The organism is Luteibacter sp. (assembly GCF_035539195.1).
Lineage (GTDB): Bacteria > Pseudomonadota > Gammaproteobacteria > Xanthomonadales > Rhodanobacteraceae > Luteibacter.
This window is the reverse complement of sequence record NZ_DATLIW010000002.1, coordinates 57,545-82,619: the sequence shown is the minus strand read 5'-3', so window position 1 is coordinate 82,619 and position 25,075 is coordinate 57,545. Positions and strand designations below refer to the sequence as shown.

General features: G+C 64.2%; 17 protein-coding genes. 5 read left to right on the top strand and 12 right to left on the bottom strand.

All coding sequences use genetic code 11. The features are described 5' to 3' along the window. Window positions 1-288: hypothetical protein (locus VM621_RS00600; RefSeq protein WP_325467054.1), on the bottom strand; the 288-nt coding region annotated here is incomplete at its 3' end. A 75-nt stretch (window positions 289-363) separates the two neighbouring features. After that, complete coding sequence (locus tag VM621_RS00595) at window positions 364-2,466, bottom strand: hypothetical protein (protein WP_325467053.1); 2,103 nt, start codon at window positions 2,464-2,466, stop codon at window positions 364-366. A 408-nt stretch (window positions 2,467-2,874) separates the two neighbouring features. Here VM621_RS00595 and VM621_RS00590 point away from each other — a divergent pair, with 408 nt between their 5' ends. Continuing rightward, window positions 2,875-5,454, top strand: a complete 2,580-nt coding sequence (locus tag VM621_RS00590; protein WP_325467052.1) for an autotransporter outer membrane beta-barrel domain-containing protein — start codon at window positions 2,875-2,877, stop codon at window positions 5,452-5,454. 37 nt (window positions 5,455-5,491) lie between these two features. On the opposite strand, the gene VM621_RS00585 is transcribed toward VM621_RS00590, so the two are convergent. The 4 genes from VM621_RS00585 to VM621_RS00570 all read right to left on the bottom strand — a co-directional run bounded on the left by VM621_RS00585 (window position 5,492) and on the right by VM621_RS00570 (window position 11,773). Next, on the bottom strand, window positions 5,492-6,517 hold the full coding sequence (locus VM621_RS00585; RefSeq protein ID WP_325467051.1) for a hypothetical protein: 1,026 nt from the start codon (window positions 6,515-6,517) through the stop codon (window positions 5,492-5,494). Between the two features lie 34 nt (window positions 6,518-6,551). Next, on the bottom strand, window positions 6,552-7,679 hold the full coding sequence (locus VM621_RS00580) for an NAD(P)/FAD-dependent oxidoreductase (protein ID WP_325467050.1): 1,128 nt from the start codon (window positions 7,677-7,679) through the stop codon (window positions 6,552-6,554). Further along, entirely contained in the window at window positions 7,637-10,684 is a 3,048-nt protein-coding gene (locus VM621_RS00575; protein WP_325467049.1) for a LodA/GoxA family CTQ-dependent oxidase, read from the bottom strand. Before VM621_RS00575 ends, VM621_RS00580 begins: the two co-directional genes overlap by 43 nt. 366 nt (window positions 10,685-11,050) lie before the next feature. Continuing rightward, window positions 11,051-11,773 (bottom strand): hypothetical protein, encoded by a 723-nt coding sequence (locus VM621_RS00570; RefSeq protein WP_325467048.1) that lies wholly within the window; start codon window positions 11,771-11,773, stop codon window positions 11,051-11,053. 84 nt (window positions 11,774-11,857) lie between these two features. Here VM621_RS00570 and VM621_RS00565 point away from each other — a divergent pair, with 84 nt between their 5' ends. Then, complete coding sequence (locus VM621_RS00565) at window positions 11,858-12,352, top strand: J domain-containing protein (RefSeq protein ID WP_325467047.1); 495 nt, start codon at window positions 11,858-11,860, stop codon at window positions 12,350-12,352. On the opposite strand, the gene VM621_RS00560 is transcribed toward VM621_RS00565, so the two are convergent. The 4 genes from VM621_RS00560 to tviB all read right to left on the bottom strand — a co-directional run bounded on the left by VM621_RS00560 (window position 12,349) and on the right by tviB (window position 17,887). Then, complete coding sequence (locus VM621_RS00560) at window positions 12,349-13,749, bottom strand: TIGR03013 family XrtA/PEP-CTERM system glycosyltransferase (RefSeq protein WP_325467046.1); 1,401 nt, start codon at window positions 13,747-13,749, stop codon at window positions 12,349-12,351. The two genes, VM621_RS00565 and VM621_RS00560, sit on opposite strands and share 4 nt — an antisense overlap. Window positions 13,750-13,908: 159 nt before the next feature. Next, on the bottom strand, window positions 13,909-15,567 hold the full coding sequence (locus tag VM621_RS00555) for a GMC family oxidoreductase (protein WP_325467045.1): 1,659 nt from the start codon (window positions 15,565-15,567) through the stop codon (window positions 13,909-13,911). A 24-nt stretch (window positions 15,568-15,591) separates the two neighbouring features. Further along, window positions 15,592-16,602 (bottom strand): NAD-dependent epimerase, encoded by a 1,011-nt coding sequence (locus VM621_RS00550; RefSeq protein WP_325467044.1) that lies wholly within the window; start codon window positions 16,600-16,602, stop codon window positions 15,592-15,594. 16 nt (window positions 16,603-16,618) lie between these two features. Beyond that, window positions 16,619-17,887: a Vi polysaccharide biosynthesis UDP-N-acetylglucosamine C-6 dehydrogenase TviB gene (tviB, locus tag VM621_RS00545; protein ID WP_325467055.1), complete on the bottom strand. Its 1,269-nt coding sequence runs from the start codon at window positions 17,885-17,887 to the stop codon at window positions 16,619-16,621. A gap of 326 nt (window positions 17,888-18,213) precedes the next feature. Between tviB and VM621_RS00540 the strand changes: the two genes are divergently transcribed. The 3 genes from VM621_RS00540 to VM621_RS00530 all read left to right on the top strand — a co-directional run bounded on the left by VM621_RS00540 (window position 18,214) and on the right by VM621_RS00530 (window position 22,100). Next, window positions 18,214-18,870, top strand: a complete 657-nt coding sequence (locus VM621_RS00540; RefSeq protein ID WP_325467043.1) for a response regulator transcription factor — start codon at window positions 18,214-18,216, stop codon at window positions 18,868-18,870. Then, a complete protein-coding gene (locus tag VM621_RS00535; RefSeq protein ID WP_325467042.1) occupies window positions 18,867-21,149 on the top strand; it encodes an ATP-binding protein in 2,283 nt (760 codons plus the stop codon). Before VM621_RS00540 ends, VM621_RS00535 begins: the two co-directional genes overlap by 4 nt. A gap of 90 nt (window positions 21,150-21,239) precedes the next feature. Next, complete coding sequence (locus tag VM621_RS00530) at window positions 21,240-22,100, top strand: aldo/keto reductase (protein ID WP_325467041.1); 861 nt, start codon at window positions 21,240-21,242, stop codon at window positions 22,098-22,100. A gap of 72 nt (window positions 22,101-22,172) precedes the next feature. On the opposite strand, the gene VM621_RS00525 is transcribed toward VM621_RS00530, so the two are convergent. Further along, complete coding sequence (locus VM621_RS00525) at window positions 22,173-23,579, bottom strand: diguanylate cyclase (RefSeq protein ID WP_325467040.1); 1,407 nt, start codon at window positions 23,577-23,579, stop codon at window positions 22,173-22,175. A gap of 83 nt (window positions 23,580-23,662) precedes the next feature. Continuing rightward, window positions 23,663-24,967 carry an NAD(P)/FAD-dependent oxidoreductase gene (locus tag VM621_RS00520; RefSeq protein WP_325467039.1) on the bottom strand — a complete coding sequence of 435 codons (1,305 nt, stop codon included), beginning with the start codon at window positions 24,965-24,967 and terminating at the stop codon, window positions 23,663-23,665. Window positions 24,968-25,075: the final 108 nt, after the last annotated feature.

Here is a 25,075-nt window from a genome sequence, read left to right as displayed (position 1 = left end):
CTGCGCGCCGACGGTGCTCGTGACCGGAAACGTCTGATGCCACTGATCGCCCCAGTGAAGATAGATGGTGTCGGTCAGGTCGGCGTAGTCCCACGGCCCGACGGAGATATTGACGGAGTCGAAGTCGCCCAGCAGCTGGTCACGTCCCAGGCCGCCGTTATAGGTGCCGTAAATGATCGGTACCGGCAGGAGGTCGGGGGCGTCCCCCGCAGATGGCTGCAGCAAACCCCGGCGGCGTTCGCGCAGGGCGAGGTTACGGGGGCCGGGCGTGGGGTGATGATCCTTCATCGTCGTGCTCCTGGTGAACGCTACGTCCGTGCCTTGGTGGCGCTCGTTACGATCGGCGCTGCTGAATGGCGCGGGTCAGGCATCCGGCCCGGCCGAGAATCGGCTGTCGACCCAGACGGTGCCCATATCCGACGTGACTGGCGTGGTGTCGCCACTCTGCTTCGTCACGGTGTAGAACGCGTGGATGTGAATCACTTTGGTGGTCACGCCGGCATCCGAATACAAGTTGTACACCGTGCTGGGCACATCGACGACGATCGGTTTGGCGTCGCCGGCCTCGATCTCTTCGTCCCAGTCATGGTCCGGAAAAGGTTGCTCACCCGTCACGTGTACCTTGTTCGCGTAGAGTTCGAAGTGCAGGGCGATCTTGTCGTCCGCGCTCCGATTCGTGTAATCGGGGATCTCGAAGCGGGTGCTGGTGTAGTGGAAAGGGTTCTCGGGAATGCTGCCATTTGCAATCTTGTCGGCAAAGTTGCCGGCATCCAGATGGCCGTTACCGGGCTGTGTATCGGTTCCCTGCACCTTGATCATCTTGGCCGGCGACAGATTGACGTTCGTGCCGCCGTCGGTGAGTTTATGGACGACTTCGTACCACACCGGCACCGCATCGCCGCTTCCCTCGTTCTTGATCGTCTCTGCCGGAATCGGCACGCTGAGGGGATCGTTCGGCGGGTCGAGCGTGGTGACGGCGAACGTGAAGGCGGGTTGGGTGCCGTAATAGACGCGCAGGGTGTCGTCGAGGTCGAACGCCGCCCCGATCGGCGTAAAGGCCGCATCGGTGAGCTTCTCGATCTCGAGCGTATTGCCATCTATGCCAAAGTCGGCGAGCGGAATCTCGTCCCTCATGCCCGATTTGGAGACGACGACCGGCATCTGCAATCGCTCGTTGACCGGCGTTTCCGGGTCGGGATCGACGGCCTTCTGATAGAGGTTGAGCACGACAGGATGGGCGGGCGACGTCCCCGCGGTGCTGGGTCCACGGACCACCGTGTAAGTGACGTTGGCCGGCACGCGCTTGTCTTCCGTGCCGTTGCTGGAACCGGCGAGCCAGACTTTGTGGGTGCCGGTGTAGGGAAAATAGATCCGCATGGGCTGACCATCCGGGCCGAGATCTACCGGACCGGCATTCTCACCGTTGAGTGTGAGCATGATCTTGTCACCGGGAGCGTAGTCGGCGTGCCATGGCACGACCACGGTGAAGCCCTCGTTCGTCAAGCCGCGTGCGTCGGCGTTGTCGATGAGCCGCTGATTGCCGGGAGTATCCGGATCGTCGTCGTACGAAGGTACCGTGGGTGCGACAAGGTTCGCTATCACCGCCAACTGGATGGCGACCTCGATGGGCAGCGACTCCGCGGACGTCAGTCCTGCGCGATCTTCGCTGGTATAGGTGAATTTGGCGGCTGGCGTATCCTTGATTTCCTTCAGGAAGGCTTCGGTGATGTGGATCTCGATGTGCTCGTCGACCACCACCGCAAGCCCGACGTCGCTCGATTCCTTGCCGTTGCAGAACAGGTGGATGCGATCGCCTGGCGCGATGCCGGCATAGCCCGCCACTTCAGCCCAGATGTACCGCACACCGTTATCGTCCGTGCGCAGCTTGGCTTCCGTGATGCCCGATCCTTCGATATCGTCCGCTGGGTCGAAAATGAGCGCGGCGAGAACGAAACCCCGGCTGGGCTCCGTATAGTCGAATACGATGGGAACCTCATCGCTCACCGCTGAGCCGGTGCCGCCGTCGTAGACGACAGTCAAGATATGGGGGCCTTCGGTGCGCAGCGCTTTTTCCAGTTTTCCGACGTAGGGCGGCGAGTCGTTGGCCCCCACCACGTGAGTGTCGAACTCCTTGCCGTCGAGCTGGTAGGAGAGTTTGTCGTCCTCATAAGCGTCACCAAAACCGCCCCACTCGATGTCGATCGGGTCGGCGCCGCTGGCGAACGACGCCTTGACCAGGTTGTCGGCCGGGAGGGGTGACGGCGGCAAAGCAGCGAGCACATCCGCGTCGACCACGGGCGCGACGATGTCCGCGAGGACGCCACTCTTCAGACCGGCGCCGCGTGCGCCTATCAGCCGTGTGGGAAATGCACTGACGGTGCGTCCGTCGAGGCTCAGGTTGCGTGCGCGCCGATCGAAGACGGAACCAGCGACCGAGGGGACTTTCTTCCGGAAAAAAGTGGACATGGCATGCTTCCTTGCAAAGGGGAAAGATCACCGATACCGCCAATGCAATGTATTCCTGCGTCGGGAAATGAGAATAGGTCGTCGGTTGTAGGCGCGAGTGTCCGGAATCGGACGCCGATCTTCTGCCATTTGTGAAAGCCCAGGGCGAAATCGCGCCGTATCGCCATTCGCACTGTCCGGTTCCGGACAGTGCTGTCCGACTTCGCGACATGCGTGCGCGATAAGCCTTGCACCGTGATGTCTGGCTTCACAAATTCATCATCGATCGCAGAGTAACTCCGCCCCATGTGGAGCTGATGGGGCATGGAATTTAGGAGTATTCCCAATAGGCCGGCCAGGCGACGTGTGATGGAATATCGCGCCTCGTTGCGCCGTGCCAAAGCGCTCGTTTCTTTCAAGGATTTCATCATGACTTCAGAGATATCGCGCCCGCATCGCGCGCGCTTGTTCGTGGCTATCGCCCTGGCGCTGGTCCTTCCCGCCGCTCCCGCCGTCGCCCGCAACCTGATGCCCGGCGACAGCGCTACGGTGCTCAATACGCCGATCGGCGGCGAGGAAGCCTGGAAGCTCTACAGCGCCACGTTGGCGGTAGCTCCCCGGGGCAGAACCCTGGCCATCGAGGCGTACCACTCCGCGGTCGGTGTCGACACCGGTGTGGTGAGCAGTGCCACGGGCGACGCCATCAGGATCCATAACGGCACGACGCTCACGATGACGAATGCCCAGGTGGCGTCGACGAACGGCGTGGGCCTGCACATGAGCAACGACGGTGGCTCTACCGGCGGCCCGGGTGCGGATCTGGTGACACGTGCCGACGTGAGTGCGTCGCACATCAGCGGTACGACCTTCGGTGCCTCGATCGCGAACGCCAGCGAGTTGACGTTGGACGCCGGATCGACCGTCACGGGTACGAATGGAACCGGCTTGAGGCTCTCCGATGGGACGGTGAACCTCAAGGGCAACAGCACGATCACGGGCACCACGAACGGTATCCTTATCCTGGGTGAAAACCGCTTCGGCGACAATGCGCCGTCCGGTCGGCATGTCGTGATCGACGCATCGACAGTGCAGGGTGGGACAGGCAGCGCGATCCTCGTATCGCCGCGGGACCCCACCTTGAACACGTCCGATTTCGTGCTTACCAACGGCAGCACCCTCATCGGCGGCAACGGGGTGTCGGTCGAGGCCAATGGTGCGGTATCCACGAGCGTCACAGCCTCGGACAGCAACCTCATCGGCGGCGTGGCCGCGACTGGCGGCGCGCATGTCGGGCTGAATCTGCTCGCGGGAAGTACGCTCGTCGGCAACTTCGATGCAACCACCGGAAGCATCGATGCGACGATCGATGGCGGCGTCATGCAGGGCAGTACGCAGGGTGCAGTCACCATGGCGTTGGCCAACGGCGGCGCCTGGACCATGACCGGCGACTCGTCGGTGAATGCGCTCATCCTCGATGGTGGCGGCGTTACGCTGGGCGACGGCTCGGTCGCGCGCGCACTGATCGTCCATGGGGATGTGTCGGGCACGGGCGGCCGTGTGAACCTTCATACGCATCTCAACGAGGGTGGTGCGCTCGGTGCGCAGCACACGGACCGACTGCTGGTGGAGGGTAACGTCGCGACAACCGGCAGCACCGAGATCGTCGTCACGCCGACCGGATCCGGTGCACTGACCGATACCAACCAGAACGGTACCGTCGAGGCCAACGAAGGCATCTCGCTGGTCCAGGTCGCCGGCAGTTCGCGTGCGGACGCGTTCACCCTGCGCGGTGGCTACGTCGCCGCCGGTCCGTGGCAGTACACCTTGCACGCGTTCGGTCCCGGCGAGGCGGATCAGGCCCAGAACGCCCTGGCGACAGGCGCGCTCAACTGGGATTACCGGTTGGGCAACCGGTATGTCTGCGAGACGGACTGCGAGCCCGTGGATCCGACCAAACCGGTCGATCCGGGCGACCCCGGCGATCCCGTGAACCCCGGCGATCCCGGCAATCCGGTCGACCCTGTCACCCCTCCGGAAAACGGTCGCGTCGCCGTCGTGCCGCAGCTGCCTTCCTACCTTTCCGCGCCGGCCGCCTTGCTCACCTACGGCGACATGATGAACGATGGCCTGCACCAGCGGCTGGGCGACCTGCGCAACGGTAGCTCGCACGATCCGGTCGGCGGTGAAGTGTTCGCCCGCTACCTCGGCGGCCAGCTGCGCTATTCGTCGAATCTGTCGTTCCAGAACTATGGCTACGATTTCGATCAGCAGGTCAATGCGCTGCAGTTGGGCGGCAGCCTGATCGCGCTCGATGGCGACAACGGCAGCCTGCGTGCCGGCTGGGCCGTGGACCACGGCACGACGCGCGTCACGCCCAAGGCCGCGGATGGCAACAGCTCGGCGAAGTACAACGCCAACGGCATCTCCGGCTGGATCACCTGGCTGCACGGCAGTGGCCTGTGGGTCGACGGCGTGCTCGGTTCCACGCGCTACCACGGCGATGTGGGAACGGACCTGCGTGGCGCCGATGTGGGCCGTGTGCATGCCAATGGTTGGACGATGTCGGTGGAAACCGGCATGCCCTTCGCGCTGGGGAACGATTGGACGATCGAGCCGCGCTTCCAGCTGAAGCACCAGCAGCTGAATTTCCGCGACTTTACCGATGACGATGGTCTGGACGTGCGCCTTGGCACGGCGAAGCAGACGAGCGCGACGCTTGGCGGGCGCATCATGCGCACGGCCAATCCGGTATTCATGCCGTACGCCAACCTCGACCTCACGCATACGAGTAATGGCGATCCGAATGCGGACGTGTCCAATACGGACTGGGACGTTTCCCAGCGCTTTGGTTCAGGCCGCGTGGGTAACGCTTATCGCGTGGCGGCAGGTGCGGTAAGCCAGCTGGGCGAGCACGTGCAGATCTACGGCGAAGGTACCTACCAGCACTTCGTCGGCAGCTACGGCATGCAGGGCTGGGCCGGCAATGTGGGCATCCGCGTCAGCTTCTGACGCGGGTTGCCGGCAGCGTGGTGATTTCGTTGCGGTGTTAACCGACGCGGAAGTCGTAGCGCTCCGATTTCCGCTTAGGCCGCCCCGGATGGGTGACCGTATAGTCGACCTTCACGCTTCGGCCACGGTTCGCAGCAATCGCAGCTGACGTCGCCTCGCCGGTGACGAAGTTCTTGCCGAGGTGTTCTTCGCGAATGGTATACGTGCCAAACGCTGGTGATCCGACACCGGAGGCGCCCGACCAAGACACCGTGAGGATATCGCCCAGCACCAGATTCGCAGCGGCGGGCACGATGTTCGTGACGTGCGTGGCGTCGACAGGCAATTTGCCTCCGATCACGCCGGTGACGGTCGGAGGCGGCGCGGACGTGGGGGCGGCACCGGGCCGTGGGGCAATGATCAGGGCACGGGACGTGCCAAGCTCGGTCACGATGTAGGTCACCGCCACGGCCGGCGCGGATGGCGCAGCCTCCACCTCCCAATAGGTTTTCGGAACCGCGATCGTCTGCATGACGACGCCGGTGACGTCTATCGGACCGAATTCCTGGGTCTGCTCGCCTACGCACCTGATGCGGAGCTTCTGGCCCGCTGCCATCCCTTCGTAAACCGGTACCTGGACCGGCAACCCATCGCTCGGGATCTCACCCATGTAGACGACGTTGCCAAGGGCGAGAGGGATCTCGGGGGCCCCCGCCATTCGGGCATCGTCGACCTGGACGACGAATGGATTGGAGGGGATGGTGGAGGGGCCGCGCACGACGTCATAACTTACCTTGACCGTGCGACCCGCGTTGGCTGCAATGGCAGGAGCTTTGACCTTATAGGGATAGGGCTTGCCGGCAGCTGCGCCGATAATGGGAAGCGGATAGCTGACGACCGTGCCGACGCCGGCAACCCCTTCCCACTTCACGATGAGCAGGTCGTGATCCTGCAGGTTGGCATCGGCAGGTACCACGACGGTTGCAAAAGGTGCGGTGCTGGGAAGCGAGTTTCCCTCTGCTTCGGTAACGGAAGGAGAGGGAAGCATCGCCTTCGAAGGCGGCGCCGGTGTGGCGCGGGTCATTCTTGTAGTCGATGTATGCATGTTGACAGCCCCTTTAGCTTTCTGATGACGGCCGCTCGCTATGACGGTTTCGCCAGAACGGAAGATCGTGCCACCGTCGCTCCTGTCGATAGTATTCGACAAGCTGATGTCGGTATGCTTCGCGAATCTCTTTGAGGCGGATGCCGTATTGCACGAGCTGATGTGAGTTGCCTGTCCGCACGGATGACAAAACCGCTTGCGCACCGCGAAGTCCGGTATAGATGGCGTTGAATAACCCTTGTGACGACAACGGGTCGAAGGCGATGGAAGCATCGCCAACCGCGATCCAGTGAGAGCCGTGCGACTGCGTGAGCCAACTTCCCGCCGCGTCCGTGCTTTGCACAGAACCCCAGGTGTCATCGATCGTGCAGTAGTGTTGGATGTGCGTCGACTTGAACATCGCTGAAGCGAAACCGTTCGGATGTCTGAGAACGGTTGCGGCTTGAGCGGGCAGCACGTGAAGCGCCGCGACGCGCGCACCTCCCGGTAGGCCGGCGGTGTACCACCACCCATCGGCGACGGCCTCGACCACGCTACGGGTATCGGGATGACGATTTTTCCCCCACGCGTACAGCGCAATAAGGGGCGAATCTCGTTTCCGCGTTGCGCCCATACGGCGCGCAACCGCTCTCGATTTTCCGCTGGCATCGATGACCCATCGAGCAACGATCTGTTGACCCGCGATAGTCGCCTGTATCCCTTCCAATCCGGAAGAAAGTGCACGAAGTCGCCCTTCACACAGGATCGCACCTTCCTGTACAGCGGCTTCTCGCAGGCACTGGTCGAAGCGCGCGCGGTCGAGATGCCACCCGGAGCCCTGGGGATCGAAAATGAAGTCCGTCGCGATCAACGGCGCCGAACCCCAACTGGAGAGATTTCCGATATTGGTTTGTGGGGAACTTCGCTCCAGCCAGGGCAGCAGTCCCGCTGACTGCAGCATCGCGCGCGCCGCCCCCGGCAGGCTCTCTCCGACTTTGGGCTCGTCTGCCGCCACGCTATCTACCAGCACGGTTTTCAATCCTCCCAAGGCCAAGACATGAGCAGCCACTGCGCCAGCCGGACCCGCGCCAACGACAAGCACATCGCAGGTTCCGGGGATCATCGCTTGCGGCGGAACGCGTCCCACGCCGATTCGGTCCATCCGGCTTCCTTGAGCAGGTCGCCGCGCTCGGCAATGGGCACACCGTCGATACGACCACCAAACGCTGCGGCCGCCCGTGGAAGTCGCGGAGCGCCAGGTTTGAGTTGTTCGACGTATACGCTGGCTATGTCCGTGGAATAGTCGGCGGGAGCTGGACGAAGCTGGACGATGCCCATCTCATCGAAGCGACTTACCATCGCTTGCATGACGGCTTCATTGTCCTGATTCTCGAGGAGGAATGCTCGTAGCCACTTGTCACGCTGTGCAAAGGCCCCCTTGCGAGCACCGTCGGACAGACTGGTATTGAGGTATGTCAGGTAATTGGCCTCCGTCAGTACGTCATTGGGTACCTTGGCTGGCCAGAAGGACGGTAGGTAGGGATGGAACTCAGGATCGTAGCCGGACCGGCACCGTGCGGTATCACCTTGCCATGGCAACGCCATCCAGCGTGTCAAATCACCCGGTCCTTGTGCCTGCAGAGGGCCATCGTTTGCAAGGGCTTGCTCTGGGGTCAGCGTAACGCCGTAGTCGGGCTCTTGCGCCGAGTCGGGCCGATGCTTGATGCGCACCAGTGCGTCGTAGAGAGTCGCGTGCCTCATCGGCCAGGTGAGTTCACATCCCGGGTGAAATGCATCGGCGATGCAATAGGACAACGGACCCTCGTCGAGCCGGGAAGGTTGGTCTGCGATCGGCGATTCTTCAATGGGCTTCGCATAGCGCGGTTCGGCGAAATGCGGGATCTCTGGATATTGCGTGAGATCCAGGTCATTCACAAAATTCGATTGCGCGAAGTTGGCGAGATGGGCATACGTTCGTGGCGCAACGGGTAGAACATCCCCCGGAGACGAGGGCGCAGCCTGGCCAAGCCCATCACCGTAAAGCTGAGGCCATTTCAATGCGCTTCCGACCGGCGGGCTCTCGTCATCGGGTGACCGGAACTGAGCGTAGATATCAATTCTCTGGTCATTACTCTCGGGTGCTGGCAATTCACGAATCAGACTCGTGGAGATGGGAGTCGAACCTCCCATGCCGAACACCTCGGCAAAACCCAGGTTTACCCATTGCAGGTCGGAGAGTCGCTGCAGCAACGGCAAGATGTCCGTGGAGTAGGACGTCGCGTCGTCGGCGGGGATGATCCCGCCGTCAATGGCAGCGTGACGGGCCATGTCATACATGGATCGGAAGGCGACAATGCCCGGCGCGTAATCGGGAGGAGCGACGACGACCCAGGCGCCCGTAACGGGAATGGGATTCCCAGCCACATGTACCGTTGCCGAGACAGGACCATCAGCGGTGTCGTCGTACCAGTCGACCGAGTTGTTGAAGTTCTGCTCGACGCCATCGACGAAGGTCACAAGAGGTGCCCCGCTCGGCGACGCCGAGACACCGTGCCCGCCCAAGACCAACAGGCGCCCCAGGTCATCCGTGCGCAGTTCGCCGAGATTGACCGGTTTATCCTTGAACGTGCCGTCGTCGAACTGAACGGCACTCGCATGTTTTCCGCGAATGGTCTTTGCCGATGGCCTGATTGCCAACTTCGCGCGGGCGGCTCCGGTGATCAGGGGATTCCGGCGTGCTACGGGCTTTGCTTCGGGGATATCCATGGCGGTGTCGAACGCAAACCACTCCGCCTTCTTGTTGGCGATCTCCACTTTCCATTCGATATCCGCATTGTCAGGGGTCAATTCCTTGATCGCGACGCCGGCGCTGTTGTAGCCATAAATGCGGAAGCGCGCGGCCTGTCGCTTGATCGCCCCAGTACCGTCCCGCGTCGAGCCAAAAGGTGGCGGGGGCGCGGAGGCATACTCCGGGCCGACATAGTATTCGGTCGGACTGTTCCCAACGCGAGCCACACCAATGCCAGGATGAATCACCGCATAAGCCACCGCGTCCTCGTCGGCCTTGGACGGGGGCCAGGGTTCCTCGAATGTCGATTCGTAGGGAGGTATCGGTGCGCCTGGCGGGCGCGGCTCGATGGGCTCTCCTATGGGCTGGCCGTTGACATTACGTCGCGTTTGCGACGAGGACCGATAAACGACCTTTCTCGCTTCGGCGATACTCCCGACGGGCGCCAGGTCGGTCAAGGTACGCCAGATATTGTAGGAAAGCGCCTCGCCGTATTCGGCCTGACCTCGAGCGCCAATATCCTGCTGCGGGATAATCAGCGTGGCGACCTTCACCGGGACGGCGATCTTCTCGTCCCAGATGCTCCGCGCATTGATCAACGATTCCTTCGCGTCTGTGCGCAATTGAACATAGAAGTCCAGCTTCGCTCCGCCATTGAGCAATCGTTCTTGCAGGTCCCTCGCCAGATAGTTGGGTTCGTCCATATCGGGCGGGGTGGTTGGATCGGCCGCGGACTGTACGGACAGTATGTATTTGCAGTAGTCGTCCGGCCCGAACTTATAGGGGATGCAACTCCACAGCCTTTCCGTCAGCACGCTATCGACAGGCTTTTCCATCGCGGTCAGAATCGCATCTGTTTCCGGATGTTCGGCCAGCCATTGCGGCAGCGTGCCGTTCACCGCCGCCGTCTTGAATTCGGCCATTTCCATGGCATCGGCTGCAAAGAAGACCTCCGTATTTTGCAGGACGAAATCGAGGGTATCGACATGGATATCCTCTTCAAGCGCCTTTTCGCCGGGGACGCCAAAGAGCTTAATGCCAACGCCCACGGTACTGTTCTTGTCAGGGCGTTCATCGGGAATGTCGCTTGAGAAGCGCATCCATGCCTCGTAGTGCGCTCCTGGTTGGAAGATACCTACCTGGTATCTTTCATCCAGATCGTCACTGACCTGAAAGACCGCATGCGCGCTGCCGTGCTGCTTGATGAAAGCCGCTCTCTTGGCCGGGGTCTGCTTTTCATTGACGATATGATCGTGCTGCACTTTATCGACGAACAGGCGCCGGATGGCCTCGATGGCCGTTCGCATGCTTCCGGATTCTGGCGAAGGCGGCACGGCCACGCTCTTGCCCGTCTTGATTTGCTTCTTGCGGTCCGTCATGAGGCCTCCAGCCGTCGATGCCACCAGGCACGTCGGCGTGCCCTCACCTAAATCAGTCGACACCGCGGGGCCGCGTGCGAGGTGCGCTCTCCGGCGCATCCCTGGCGCATCCTTGCGCAATCGTGCTCCTGCAGCGTCCGTGGCGTCCTGCTTTAACTCGCCGCGGCACCGGGTATCGGGGGGTAAAGCTATGCCCATGTAATACCGAAGAAAATAGGTCAATGGTTGTAGGCGCCAACGTCCGTTTTCGGACAGCTGCCACGACAGGCGATCCGATGATGTTGTCCGTCATTTAAAGATAGGCCCGACGCGACGGGCCTGCGCCCGTTCCGTCAGCACTCACGGACGTCCGGAATCGGACAGTGCTCAGCGAATCGCGACGATCCAGAGGGCGGCGCCTTGCACCGGTGCGACGGTCCAATGCACGCGATACGTTCCCGCGGCGTCTACCTGGCGCCACGCGACCGCGCCTTGCACGCCACTTTCGTCGGGCAGGTCGACAAAGGCATCGATCAACTGGAAACCGTCGCCCGGGGTCACGGTCATGCGCTTGACGCCGCCGTCTCCCCACCAGAATGCCAGCAGGGTCGCCGGGCCATCGACGGTGATTTCATCGCTGGCCACCACCAACGCCTTGTCGGCGTAATTCTGCGCGAACGCCTGCACGCGCGACGCATTGCGTACTTCGACGAAGGGCAGGGACAGCTCACCCTTGGGCTCGCCGTGCTTGGCGATCGATACGGTGTGGCCGGGCCCGCCCTTGCCCGCGCCGGCGACATACGCCCGTACGTCGAAGCGATCGCCGTAGTCGGCATAGGTCAGCGGGCGACCCAGCGATCTCCAGTGGTTTCCATAGGTATCGACGGGCGCGCCGTCGTTGCTGCTGTACCCAGCGTTGAAGACGATGAAGACGCTGCCGGCCGGCTGGGTGTCCAGGGCCGGGGTCACCGCCGGACTGACACCGAGGCCTTCGCCCTGACCAAGAAACACGTGGGCACCCAGCGAGGGCGACGACGCGTCGGCCGCCGTGGACATCGCCGGCATGCCGACCAGGAGACCGGCGAGCGCGAATCGGCGGGCCTGGCGCATGGACGTTCTCCAAAAGTTGTACTTGCAAGGGGCGCGTGCGTGGGCCACGCTTGGCCGCGCACATCGCGACAGGGGAACCGCACGGTGGCCGACGAAACCGACTTTCTCGATCTCTACGGCAAGCTCCGCCTGGAGCCGAGCTGTACGTTGGCCGAATTCAAGCAGGCTTATCGTCGCCATGTGGCCGCCTGGCATCCGGATCGTCGACGGGGCAACCGCGCCGATGCCCTCGCTGCCGCGCGCCTGCAACGTCTCACCGCGCAGTACAGCGCCGCGATGGAATTCCATCGTCGTCATGGGCGATTGCCCGGTGCGGTGTCGCCACCACGCGTGGCGGTGGCGGCGATCGCGGACCCCGTCGCGCCGTTCCGGGGCGATACGCCTGTGGCTTCGGCGTCGGTATCGCCCGATACGGATGAACGGTTCGAAGACACGCCCGTGCACGCATGGCGCACCCGCTGGCTCTGGCTCGCTGCGCTGGTCATCGTCGCTGTCATCGCCTGGTCGCTGATTCCGGTCGGCTCGGAAGACGACGAAGCCTCGACCGACCCCTCGGTTACCGCGGCATCCATGACCTAGCGGGCACCGCGCCCGAACAACACCACCTCGACCGTCTCGATCAGGATCACCATGTCGAGGAAGAGGTTGTGGTTTTTCACGTAGAAGAGGTCGTACTTGAGTTTCTCGGCGGCGTCTTCTTCGGAGGCGCCATAGGGGTAGCTGAGCTGGGCCCAGCCGGCGAGACCCGGCTTGATGCTGTGCCGCAGGTTGTAATAGCGGATCTTGGTTTCCAGGTCCGAGACGAACTGCGGTCGCTCCGGGCGCGGCCCGACGATGCTCATGTCGCCGCGGATGACGTTCCACAACTGCGGTAGCTCGTCGAAGCGCAGCTTGCGGCAGATCCGGCCGACGCGGGTGACGCGGTCGTCGTTGCTCTTCGCCCAGCGCGCCACGCCGTCCATTTCGGCGTCGGTGCGCATGCTGCGGAACTTGTACAGCCAGAACGGACGACCATGCTCGCCGACGCGCTCCTGGCGGTAGAGGATCGGTTGGCCGCGCCCGGACTCCAGACGGATGGCCACCGCCACGCCAAGCATGATCGGCCAGCAGAGCAGGGCGATGGCGAGCGCCGCGGCGATGTCGAAGGCGCGCTTGAGGAACACCGCCGCCGGCGAGGCATTGAAGCCGCCGGAGAAGACCAGCCACGAAGGATCGAGCATGGTCAGCTGCACGCGGCCGGCCTCGCGTTCGACGAAGGTCGTCAGGTCGGTGATCTGTACGCCGAGCTGACGACAGGCCAGCAGGTCGTCCATCGGCAGGCTGCCGCGGCGGTCGTCCACGCCGACGACGATCTCGTTGAGGTGCTCGCGACGGGCGAGCTGAGCCAGCGTTTCGTCGCGAGCGAGCAGCAGGTTCTCCGGAACCATCACGGTTTCGTTCGGGCCTTGCAGGTAGCCGACCAGGCAGAAGCCGCGGCGGTCCGCGCGACGGCGCATGCGGTTGTGGATCTGCGCCGCACGTTGTCCCGCACCGAGCACCACGACGCGGCGCTTCAGCGATTCCATTTCGACCAGGCGCATGAATAGGCCGCGGAAAGCCGCCGTGGCGATGAAGGCGATGACCAGCGCCATGCCGAGCACGCCGCGGCCGACGTAGGCCTGGGGAATCACGTAGTAACCGACGACCAGGGCCAGGCCGCCCAATATGAAGGCGATCGCGTGCCGGGCGAGTTGGCCGCGCCAGCTCATGCGCAAGGTGGAGCGGTATTCGCCGAGTGCCGCCATGCCCAGGAAAATCACCGTGGCGAACATCACCGCGCGAGCGGTGAGGGTCTGGTTCGATGCGGCAAGATCGTCCGGCGATGGCGCGAAGCGGATGTAGGTCGCGACGCTGAGCGAGGCGGCCAGCAACAGCAGTTCACAGGCACCCATGAGAATGAGCCAGCGAACGATTGGCTGTCTGAAAAGACGGATCATCGTGTTCCCCTCCGCACGTTGTCCGAACGTGTCGATACATGGAGGCTAGGAATGCCGACGCGATCTGTCGATTGCACTTCCGGTTTGCACACGGCTAGGCCAAACGGCCGTGTGACGCATCGGTGTATCGCCCCCTGTAACACCCTGGTTACACTCCGGCTAGGCGACGCTGAGCAGCACACGCAGTTGCTCGGCAAGCCGCAGGCTGAGTGCGACGAGAGTGAAGGTGGGAAATGCCCAACCGCCGGTGGGAAAGACCGAACTTCCCGCGACATGGAGGTTGGCGACGCCATGGACCTTGCCCTGCGTGTCGACCACACCTTGTGTCGCGTCCTCGGCCATGCGCGTCGTGCCCATGTGGTGCGCCGTGCCGTGTACCTCGGAAGGGGCGTCGGTATCGGTCGTCCATGCGGCGGCCTCGAAGCGACCCGCGCAGGACTGGGCGAGGCGATGGCCGGTGAGTGCGCCGAGCGTGCGATGGGTGTGACGATCGAGGTCGGTGAGGCGCCAGTCCACGCGCACACGGCGCAGGCCCAGCGCGTCGCGGGTGTCGTCGAGGGTGATCCGGCTGTCTGGATTGGGTGCCTGCTCGAAGAAGCCGACCAGCTCGACACGGTCGCTGCTCACGGTCGGTTTGTCGCCGACCTTCATTGCCACCGCGCGGATCACGTCGCCGAGGTGCAGGCCGAGTCGCATGGCGCTGATCGCGAGATTCTGGGGCACGACCAGGGGCGCCGTGCCGCGCGGTCCGTTCTGCAAGGCCGCCGAAAGACGCGCTTCGACCAGGGCGGCCTCGTCGCGCGTGGGCGGGCGCAACGCGGTACGTACGTCGCGCAGCGCGCGAATGCCACGCGGTACCTCGCCTTCCACCGCGAACGGATGCACGCGTGCGTTCAGCGTGCGGTGTTCGCGTTGCGCCTCGAACGAAAGGCCGATTTCGGAGGCGACCGACGCCCGGATCTTGCCGATGCTGCGCTCGTACGGACGCGTGAGGCGATCGGGATGCGCCGAATGGACACTGCCGATGGCGCCGCTGGGGTGGTCCATGAAGTAACGGCCGACCAGGTCGCGATCGTTACCCAGGCCGTGCGGCGCCACGCTGTCGGACAGCAGCAGGATGCGCGCGTTCTCGATGCCGCCGGCCGCCAGCACGTAGTGGCGCGCCCGCACGCGACCGCGGCGACCGTCGAGTGAGCCGATGGCGGCTTCCGTCACGGCCGTCGCGTTGTCCGTGACGCGTAGCTCCATCACGTTGGCGTGCAGGAGCACCGTGATGTTGGCAGCCTGGGCGAGCGTGTCCCGGTAAGCCTCGCCGAAGGTGATCGGGCTGCGTGCGAAAATGAAGTTGACCATGGCCTCGGGATCGAGGGGCAGCGGCGCTCGTGGCGTCGGTCCCGCGAAGGTTCCGGGGCCGAATGCGTGCGCCGGATCGATCCGGCAGAACTCGCTGGCCTTGGCATACCAGGGCGCCAGGTCGGCGTAGCGCAGCGGCCAGCCGCTTTCGGGGACCCAGTCGCGTGGCTCGAGGTCGGTATCGGCCAGCGGAATGCAGCCGCCGCCCCAGAGCGTGCAACTGCCACCGAACACGCGCATGCGCGAGGTGCCGGCATCGAGGGAGGGGCTGCCGGCGGAGCTTCCCTCGTAGAGCGACTGGCTGCGGTCCTCGCCGGCCAGGCCGCCGCCTTCGATCAGGCATACGGTCGTCGAGGTGCCGATGAAGGCACGGGCAATGGCGATACCGGCGGGGCCCGCGCCAATGACGCACAGGTCCGCCTGATAGTCGGCAGCCGCCGACTTGTCGAGGTAGTCGATGATCACGGGGTGTATCTCCCAGCGTGGTTTTTATTCTTTGTAGTAGCCGCGGTACCAGTCCACGAACTTGCCTACGCCTTCGCATACGTCGACTTTCGGCAGGTAGCCGGTGGCCTGGACGAGGGCGGAGACGTTGGCTTCGGTGTCGGGGACATCGCCGGCTTGCAGGGGGCGCATTTCCATGCGCGCCGTCCTCTTCAGGCACTTCTCCAGCACCCTGATGTACTGCATGAGCTCCACCGGTTTCTCGTTGCCGATGTTGTAGATGCGGTAGGGCGCGACGCCGCTGGAACCGGGATCGGGCCGGTCGCCCGACCAGTCCGCGTTCTTCTCGGGTACCTTGTCCAGCGTGCGCATCACACCTTCGACGATGTCGTCGACATACGTGAAGCTGCGTTTGTGGTGGCCGTGATTGAATACCTGGATCGGTTCGCCGGCGAGGATCGCCTTGGTGAACAGGAACAGCGCCATGTCGGGGCGGCCCCAGGGGCCGTACACGGTGAAGAAACGCAGGCCGGTGCAGGGCACGCCGTAGAGATGCGCGTAGCTGTGCGCCATCTGCTCGTTGGCTTTCTTCGAGGCCGCGTACAAGGTCAGGGGGTGCTCGGTCGGTTGGTGTTCGGAAAACGGCATGCGCGTATCCGCGCCGTACACCGAGCTGGTCGAAGCGAAGACCAGATGCTCGACATCGTGGCGTCGGCAGCCTTCGAGCACATGCAGGAAGCCGGTGACATTGCTGGCAACGTATACGTGGGGATTTTCGGCGGCATATCGGACGCCCGCTTGCGCCGCGAGGTTGACCACCCGTTGCGGTTTGTGCGTGACGAAGGCGTTTTCCACGGCGTCGCGGTCGGCCAGGTCGGCATGGATATGGGTGTAGCCGGGGTGGTCGGCGAAACGCGCCAGCCTGGCCTTCTTCAGTTCCACATCGTAGTAATCGGAAAGGTTGTCGAGGCCGATCACCTCGTCGCCACGCGCGAGCAAACGCATCGCCACGTGCGATCCGATGAAGCCGGCCGTGCCGGTCACCAGCACTTTCATGCTGTCGCGTCCGCGATCAAAGCCGGCCGTCCACGGCGTCGCGCGGCAGGACGTACTTGACGTCGTAGACCACGGACTCCGGCTTGCCGTAGGCGCGGATGCCCGCAGCGCCCAGGGCGACGAACTCGCGATGGCCCACGGCGACGACCACCGCGTCATACGTGCCATGTGCCGGATCGGCCATGGGCGTGATGCCGTACTCGTGCTCGGCCTCGCTCGCGCGCACCCAGGGGTCGTGCACATCGACGCCGACGCCGTAGGCGTCGAGGGCGTTGATGATGTCGACCACGCGGGTATTGCGCAGGTCCGGGCAGTTTTCCTTGAAGGCCAGGCCGAGGATCAGCACACGGGCACGCACCGGGTTGATGCCCTTGCGTACCATGAGCCGCACGACTTCGGAGGCGATGTACGTGCCCATGCCGTCGTTGGTGCGCCGCCCGGCAAGGATCACATCGGGATGGTGGCCAACCTGCTGCGCCTTGTGGGTCAGGTAATAGGGATCGACGCTGATGCAGTGGCCGCCGACCAGACCCGGCCGGAACGGCAGGAAGTTCCATTTCGTGCCGGCGGCTTCGAGTACCTCGAGGGTGTCGATGCCCAGCTTGTTGAACAGGATGGCGAGGTCGTTGACCAGGGCGATGTTGAGATCGCGCTGGGTGTTCTCGATCACCTTGGCCGCTTCGGCCACCTTCAGCGAGCTGGCTCGATGGGTGCCCGCCGTGATGACCGAGCGATACAGCGCATCGACGAAATCGGCCGTTGCCGGCGTCGACCCCGAGGTTACTTTGAGTATTCCCGTAACCCGATGCGTCTTGTCGCCGGGGTTGATCCGCTCGGGACTGTAACCGGCGAAAAAATCTTCGTTGAACACCAGCCCGGAAACTTTCTCCAGGATCGGCACGCAGACTTCCTCGGTACAACCCGGATAGACGGTGGATTCATAGACCACGATATCGCCGCGCTTGAGCACCTTGCCCAGCGTTTCGCTGGCCCGGATCAGGGGTGTCAGGTCCGGCCTGCGGGCATCGTCGATCGGTGTCGGCACGGTGACGATGTAGACATCGCACTGGGCGAGATCGTCGATGCCCGCGGAAAAACGCAGGCGGTGCGACGCGCCGAGCTCGTCGGCATCCACTTCCAGGGTCACGTCGTGACCGTGGCGCAGCTCGTCGATGCGCCCGGAATTGATGTCGAATCCGAGGGTTGCGTATCGCTTGCCGAATTCGACGGCCAACGGCAGGCCCACGTAACCCAGGCCGACGATGCCGATGCGCACCGTGTCCAGCGACAGCTGGACGGTCTCCCTGGCGGCGTCGTACGGGCGGTCTCCCGCGACGGGTTCGCGCACGGCGGCGGTGCCGGCCGATCTGCGGCTTACTGTGTCCATGCCCGCGTCCTACCCCTTGGTTGTCCGGAAGCCCCGTCTTGCGGGGCGATGAGAGGTTAGCAACCCACTCGTGGCTTGCCTGTACGGCTTACGGAGGTAGCCGAATGGCCGATGCCGATTTTTCGAAGTGGGTGGCGTTTACAAGCCTCCATCGCCGATATATGGTTCGTCCTGTGCCACCTGGCAGGTGGGCATATGACTACAAAGGTGTACCCGATCGACTCATGTCCGCGCGAACCTACACCGGCTCAGTGCGCGTGGCCTTGCTGGACGATCACGCGCTCGTCCTCAAGGGGCTCATCGCGCACCTTGAAAAAATCCCCTCGATCCTGATCGTCGGCAGCCATGGCGCGAGCATGCCTTTTCGGACCATGCTGGCCGCCATGCCCGTGGACGTGGCGCTGATCGACTACTCCCTGGCGATGGACGACATCGACGGCGTCGCCCTGATCAAACTGTTGCGCGCGGCGCACCCGGCGCTGAAGATCCTGGTGGTTTCCGCGCATGGCTCGCGCCTGGTGATCCGTAGCCTCCTGCAGGCCGGCGCGCACGGTTTCGTGGCGAAGAGCCAGGAGCCCGATGAGATCATTCGTGCGATCGATGCGGTCATGACGGATCGTGAATACCTGCCTCCCGGCACGACCGGCGGCATGGCGGACAACCCCGCGGCCGACCTCTCACCGCGCGAATGGGAGGTCATCCGATGCGTCCTCCAGGGTTTGTCGGTGACCCAGATCGCCAACAAGTTCAATCGCAGCCTGAAAACGGTCAGCACGCAGAAGTCGGCTGCCTATCGCAAGCTGGACATCCACGCGGACAACGAACTGCACATGCTGCGCTCGTATCTTCTTGCGTCGAATGGTGAGGTGCCGCAGAAGTGAGGCGATGGATCGCGCTTTTCCTCCTTGCGTTCTTCACGACGGCCATCGCCGCCACCGACCCGCCGGATCCCGATCGCGAGCGATGGGTCGCGCAGCATCCGGTGTTGCGTATCGCGATCGATCCACAACAAGGCGCGGAAATCCAAGGCGGCCAGGGCAACCCCCTGGTCAGCGAGTACCTGGCGCTGGTGGCGCAGCATACGGGTGTCCGCTTCGAAACGGTGCGGACCCATTCCTGGGAAGAGTCCGTCAAGGCGTTCACCGAACATCGCGTGGATCTGCTGCCTTCCACCAGCGACCGCATGGTCCTGGCGGACCTGGGCGATCGGGCCTTGCTTTCGGCGCCGTTCTACGTCGGCCGCACGCTGATCGTGACGCGAACCGTCGGGCCGGCGAAGGTGGATATCCGCGATCTGGACGGACACACGGTCGCCTTCAAGGGCGGTGGCGCCTATGAGACCTGGCTGAAACGCGAGCATCCGCTGATCACGCGCCTGCCGCTGGACGACATCCACGAGGTGCTGGCGGCGGTGGAAAGCGGCATCGCGGACGCCGCCGTGGGCATGGACGTGGCATACCATCCCATCGTGCGCCGCGACTACGCTTCCAGCCTGCGTATCGCCGGCGACGTGCCGGAGATACCGGTGACGGTCAGGGTGGTCGTGCAGCGCGACGAGCCCGAACTGATCGAGATGCTCGACGGCGGTATGCACCGCATCACCGCCGACGAGAACGAGGCGGTGATCGAGCATTGGCTCGAGACCGCGTACCTGCGTGCGCCGACGTTGTCCCAGGTGGTTTCGGTGTACCAGTTGGAGATCGCGCTGGGCGCGGCCCTGGTGCTCGCGCTGATGTTCGCGCTGTGGCAGATGCGCCGCGCGCAGCTGGCGTCGCAGCGCGGCGAGCAACAGAAAACCATGCTGCTGGCGGTGATGAGCCACGAAGTGCGCAACGCGGTGAACGCCGTGGTGTCCTCGATCGACCTGATGGCGCGGCAACCGCTGGAAGGACCGCAACGCGACCTCATGGCCATCGCACAAGCCAGCAGCCGTAACCTGCGCACGCTGCTGAAGAGCGCGCTGGACTACACGCGCTCCGAAGTGCAGGGTTTTACGCCCGATCCGGTGTCTTGCGACGTATTGGCGGTGGCCCGCCAGGTGATCGAGTCGCAACGACCGGCTATCGAGGCCAAGAACCTCGGCATACGGCTCGACCTGCCCATGGGCCCCTTGCCCTGGCTGTTGCTGGACGAGACCCGATTGCGCCAGGTGCTGGAGAACCTGCTCGCCAACTCGGTGAAATACACCCAGAAGGGCCACGTGGGTATCGCGCTGTGGCAGGGCACGGAAGAGACCGCCGACGGCGTGCGTCGCCTGGTGATCGACGTGTTCGATACGGGTATCGGCGTGCCGGTGGACCGGCAACGCGAGTTGTTCCGCGCGTTTGCGCAATCGCACGGTTCGCTCGACACACGGCTCGGCGGTACCGGGCTGGGCCTGGCGATCTGCCGCGATATCGTGACGCACCTGGGCGGGCGCCTCGACCTGACCAGTGAGGTCGACGTCGGCACGGCCGTGCGCATCGAGCTGCCGACCAGCCTGGTCCCGCCGGTGACGACCGTCCCCGATGCCCACGCGCCGGACATGGGCAAGGACGAACCCATCGGTACGGTTCTCCTGGTCGAGGATCATCCGGCGAACCGCCAGATCATCACCGCGCAGCTCAAGTTCATCGGCTATGCGACGCAGGCGGTCGATCACGGTCAGGCAGCGATCGATGTGTTCGAGGCCGGGCGCTACGTCGGCGTGTTGCTCGATTGCGAGCTGCCGGATATGCAGGGCTACGACATCGCCGCGGAGCTGCGCGCGCGCGAGCGCTCGGCCGGTGGGCCGCGGACGCGTTTCATCGCGATTTCCGCGAACCACGGTGAAGCGCATATCCGGCGCTGCGAAGAGAGCGGCATCGACACCGTTCTTGGCAAGCCGCTTTCGCTCGAAGGCCTGAAGGCCGCCCTGGTCGCGCCGCGCACGGAATCGGAAATCGATGCGACGTTCATCAGGGAGTGTCTCATCGACGTCGCCGCCATTCGCGCCGCGCTGGCGGAGGGCGATATGACCAAGGCCGCACATTTCGCCCACCGCCTGAAAGGGGGTGCATTGGTGTGGGGCGCGACGTCCATCGCGGCCGATATCGACCGGGTCGAGCAGGCGCTGGCCGCCGAGCCGGTCCATCGCAAGCTCGTCGGGCGCATGCTCGATGCGATAGCCGCACGGCTCTAGCTATCGCTTGGGTTGCACGCCCTTTAAACGTTCGATGGCGTACCAATGTCTGTCTGACTTTCCCTCGTCCCAACGAAATGGAGTCTACAGATGACAAGTATCAACGCATCCGCGAGCGGTACGTTCAAGATCGGTGGCGACCTCGAGGTCAACCGCCTTGGCTTTGGCGCCATGCGCATCACCGGCAAGGGTATCTGGGGTGAGCCGGCCAATCCCAAGGCGGCGCGCGAGACCCTGGCGAAGTTGCCCGAGCTTGGCGTCAACCTGATCGATACGGCCGACAGCTATGGCCCGTATGTCAGCGAGGATCTGATTCGTGAAGTGCTGCACCCGTACAAGGGCCTGGTCATCGCGACCAAGGGCGGCCTGACCCGTCATGGGCCGGACATCTGGGCGCCGCTGGGCCGGCCGGAATACCTGCGCCAGTGCGTGCTGATGAGCCTGCGTCGTCTGGGTGTCGAGCGCATCGACCTGTGGCAGTTGCATCGCGTGGACGAAAAGGTGCCGCAGGACGAACAATTCGGTGTCATCCGCGACATGCAGAACGAAGGCCTGATTCGCCACGTCGGCCTTTCCGAGGTCAATGTCGAGCAGATCGAAGCTGCCTCGAAGTTCTTCAAGGTGGCAACGGTGCAGAACCTGTACAACCTTGGCAACCGGCAGAGCGAGGCGGTGGTCGACTATGCCGACAAACACAACATCGGCTTCATCCCCTGGTTCCCGCTCGCGGCCGGCGAACTGGCCAAGGAAGGTTCGGTGCTGTCGAAGATCGCCAGGAAACTCGATGCCACCGACGGCCAGGTCGCCCTGGCGTGGTTGCTCAAGCGTTCGCCGGTGATCCTGCCGATCCCGGGCACCGGTAGCCCCGATCACCTGGAAGAGAACGTCAAGGGTGCATCGCTGAAGTTGTCGCAGGAAGACTTCGAAGCGCTCGAGCACGCCGTCAAGTAAGACCCGACGCGGGAGCCGCCGATGCGACTCCCGCCGAGGCGGTCCGGGTGTTCACGCGGCGAGCCGGCGTCGTCAGCCGACGCTCCTGCACGCGCGCGCTTCGTACAACCGCTTGTCGGCGCTGCTCAGCGCCGCGTCCAGTGGCGTGCCGGGCGCCTTGATCGCCGCACCCAGCGTAAAGCCGATCGGCGCCTGTGCCGCGTCGCCACGCAATCGCGCGCCGACTTCGGCCAGGCGGATATCGTCGGCACGGCGCAAGACCACGAGAAACTCGTCGCCACCCAGGCGTACCACGGCGTCGTCGTCGCGCACGCGTGCGCGCAGGAATGTCGCCATGTCCACCAGTACGTCATCGCCGCGCTGGTGGCCGTAGGTGTCGTTGACGGCCTTGAAGTGGTCCAGGTCCACCGTGATGCAGCCGAGCGTCTCGTTTCGCGTGAGTTCGCCGAGCTGACCCAGATAGCGACGATTGAAGCAATGGGTGAGGGGATCGCACAGCGACCATTCGCGCAGCTGTCGCTCCTGCCGGTGCTGTTCGGTGATGTCTTGTGCGTGTCCGAGCACGTAGCGCTCTTCGTCGTCGTGGTCGAGCACGTTGTGATACGCCCAGATACGCAGCTCGCCGTTGGCGTCACGGAGTTCGAGACGGCCCGAATCGCTGCCTTCGTCGACGATCCTGCGCAGATAGGCCTCGAACGCGGGGACCATTTCGGGCCGCATGAAATCGGCCAGCGAGCGGCCCATCAGGCTGTTGATCGGATAACCCAGGGATTGCGCCGCCGCAGGGTTCACCGAGAGCAGGACACCGTCGAGGTCGTGCGTACAGATAAGACCGAGGCTGTAATGGAACAGCTGGCGGAATCGACGCTCGCTGGCCTCCAACGATGCGACCGCTCGCCGGCGGTGCGTTTCCCACTCCTGGGCGGTGTGCCGAAGATCGCGTTCCAGGGTGATTTCGCGAGCCAGCGCGGCATTGCGTTCGACCGCCGTCGCGCGCTGCTCCAGCGCCATGCCCACCATGGCGGCCAGCGAGGTCAGGATCTCCCGCTGCGTGTCGGTGAGGTGCCTGGGAACGTGGTCGATGACGCAGAGCGTGCCCAGGCCGGAGCCACCGTGCATCGCGATGGGCATGCCGGCGTAGGATCGGATGCGGGGTTCGCCCTCGACCAGCGGGTTATCGGCGAAGCGTTCGTCCGCATAGGTGTCTTCCACCTCGAACAGGACATCGCCGTGGATCGCGTGAGCACAGAACGAGACGTCTCGCGAGGTCTCGTTCGGCCCCTCGAGGCCTACCCGGGCCTTGAACCACTGGCGCTCGTGGTCGACGAGGCTGACCATCGCGATGGGCGAGCCAGTGATCAACGCGGCTACCCGGACGATTTCGTCGAAAAGCGGCTCCGGGGCCGTGTCCAGCACGGCCAGGGCACGCAGCCGCTCGAGGCGCGATCGTTCGTCTTGGGGTAAGGGCGCGGCTTGCATCGCGACTCCTCGAGAAGGGACAGCGGAACGTAGCGGCTAAAGGGGGGAAGAGGACGTGATCTGCGTCACCTTCCCGCGAACCGCTAGTGGAGCTTCACTGGCGGCAGGGTCGTATTCCGAAGCCAGTCCGCCAGCCACAACGCCGTGGCTCTCGGCCAGCCGTGCAGCGTGGCCCGGTGCAATTGCTGTAGCGACACGTATAGCATCTTGGCGAACCAGCCGCGCATGGGAATGATCGACCGACCTTGCGGGCCCGACGGCAGCTCGCCGGTCGCCTGGCGTGAGCCGAGCGACACCAGCGTGCCCTTGGAACGGTAGACGAAGGGGGCGACGGCCTCGCCCTTCAGCGCGCGGGGCAGGGCGCGCGCCAGGTAGGTCGCCTGCTGGTGGGCCGCCTGCGCGGTGGGCGGCACGCTCGGGCCGCCCGGTGTGGTGGTCGCGAAGGCACAGTCGCCCATGGCGTAGATGTCCGGCAGCCCCTGGGCCTTGAGTTGGCCGTCGACGAGAATGCGCCGGTCGCGGGAGAGTTCGAACGGGCCGAGGCCCTTGACCACGTCGTGCCCGGTGACGCCGGCCGCCCAGACCTGGATGTCGCAGGGCACGCTGCTACCGTCGGAGAGGTGAAAGGCGCCCGCCTTGACCTCGTCCACGCCCACGCCCGTGCGTATCGTCACGCCCATGCGCAGGAGGATCTTCTCCGCCGATTCCGAGGTGCGCGGATCCACGTTGGGTAGCACGCGCGGCGCCATATCCATCAGCGTGATGTCCAGCTTGCTTGCCGGGTCGAGGCCGCCATAGCGGTGCATGTCGTTGAAGGCATGGTGCAGCTCGGCCGCCAGCTCCACACCGGTCGCACCGGCACCGACGATGCCGATGCGGATGCGCTGCCCGGGATCGCCGGCCGTGCGCAGGGCCAAAGCCAGGAGCTTGCGACGCAGGTCGATGGCTTGGGCCGGGCTGTCCAGCATGTCGCAGAACTCGAGGACGCCGGGCGTGCCGAAATCGTTCACGCGGCTGCCGAAGGCGAGGACGAGGGTGTCGTACTTCAACGTGCGCGGCGGCAGGATGACTTCGTCGGTGAGCGGAAAGCGGACTTCGTCCAGGTCGATCGTCTTGGCGGCGGCATCCACGCGGCGGAGCGCGCCAGGTTCGAAGCGGTACCCATGCGACTGCGCGTGCGCCAGGTAGGGCACGGCCTCTTCGCCATCGCCCAGCAAGCCGACCGCGAGTTCGTGCAGGCGTGGCTTCCAGAAATGGCTGGCATCCCGGTCGACCAGGGCGACGTCGAGGTCGCCGCGTTTGCCCAGCCGTGCGGCCAGTTCGATGCCCGCCGCGCCCCCGCCCACGATCACGACGGTATGCGCGCCGGGTCGCTTTGAAGCCGTCATAGGAGTCTCCTCGATAACCTGGCTTCGAGGATACGCAGGGATTCGTTGCTTGCTTGCGAAGACTGGCCTTTTTCGGCCTAATCGGACGCATGCCTTCTACAAGACTGC

Bases quoted from the DNA above. Each gene is read 5' to 3' on its own strand.
- VM621_RS00595 (WP_325467053.1), bottom strand. From the start codon at position 2,466: ATGTCCACTTTTTTCCGGAAGAAAGTCCCCTCGGTCGCTGGTTCCGTC.
- VM621_RS00590 (WP_325467052.1), top strand. From the start codon at position 2,875: ATGACTTCAGAGATATCGCGCCCGCATCGCGCGCGCTTGTTCGTGGCT.
- VM621_RS00585 (WP_325467051.1), bottom strand. From the start codon at position 6,517: ATGACCCGCGCCACACCGGCGCCGCCTTCGAAGGCGATGCTTCCCTCT.
- VM621_RS00580 (WP_325467050.1), bottom strand. From the start codon at position 7,679: ATGGACCGAATCGGCGTGGGACGCGTTCCGCCGCAAGCGATGATCCCC.
- VM621_RS00575 (WP_325467049.1), bottom strand. From the start codon at position 10,684: ATGACGGACCGCAAGAAGCAAATCAAGACGGGCAAGAGCGTGGCCGTG.
- VM621_RS00570 (WP_325467048.1), bottom strand. From the start codon at position 11,773: ATGCGCCAGGCCCGCCGATTCGCGCTCGCCGGTCTCCTGGTCGGCATG.
- VM621_RS00560 (WP_325467046.1), bottom strand. From the start codon at position 13,749: ATGATCCGTCTTTTCAGACAGCCAATCGTTCGCTGGCTCATTCTCATG.
- VM621_RS00550 (WP_325467044.1), bottom strand. From the start codon at position 16,602: ATGAAAGTGCTGGTGACCGGCACGGCCGGCTTCATCGGATCGCACGTG.
- VM621_RS00540 (WP_325467043.1), top strand. From the start codon at position 18,214: ATGTCCGCGCGAACCTACACCGGCTCAGTGCGCGTGGCCTTGCTGGAC.
- VM621_RS00530 (WP_325467041.1), top strand. From the start codon at position 21,240: ATGACAAGTATCAACGCATCCGCGAGCGGTACGTTCAAGATCGGTGGC.
- VM621_RS00525 (WP_325467040.1), bottom strand. From the start codon at position 23,579: ATGCAAGCCGCGCCCTTACCCCAAGACGAACGATCGCGCCTCGAGCGG.
- VM621_RS00520 (WP_325467039.1), bottom strand. From the start codon at position 24,967: ATGACGGCTTCAAAGCGACCCGGCGCGCATACCGTCGTGATCGTGGGC.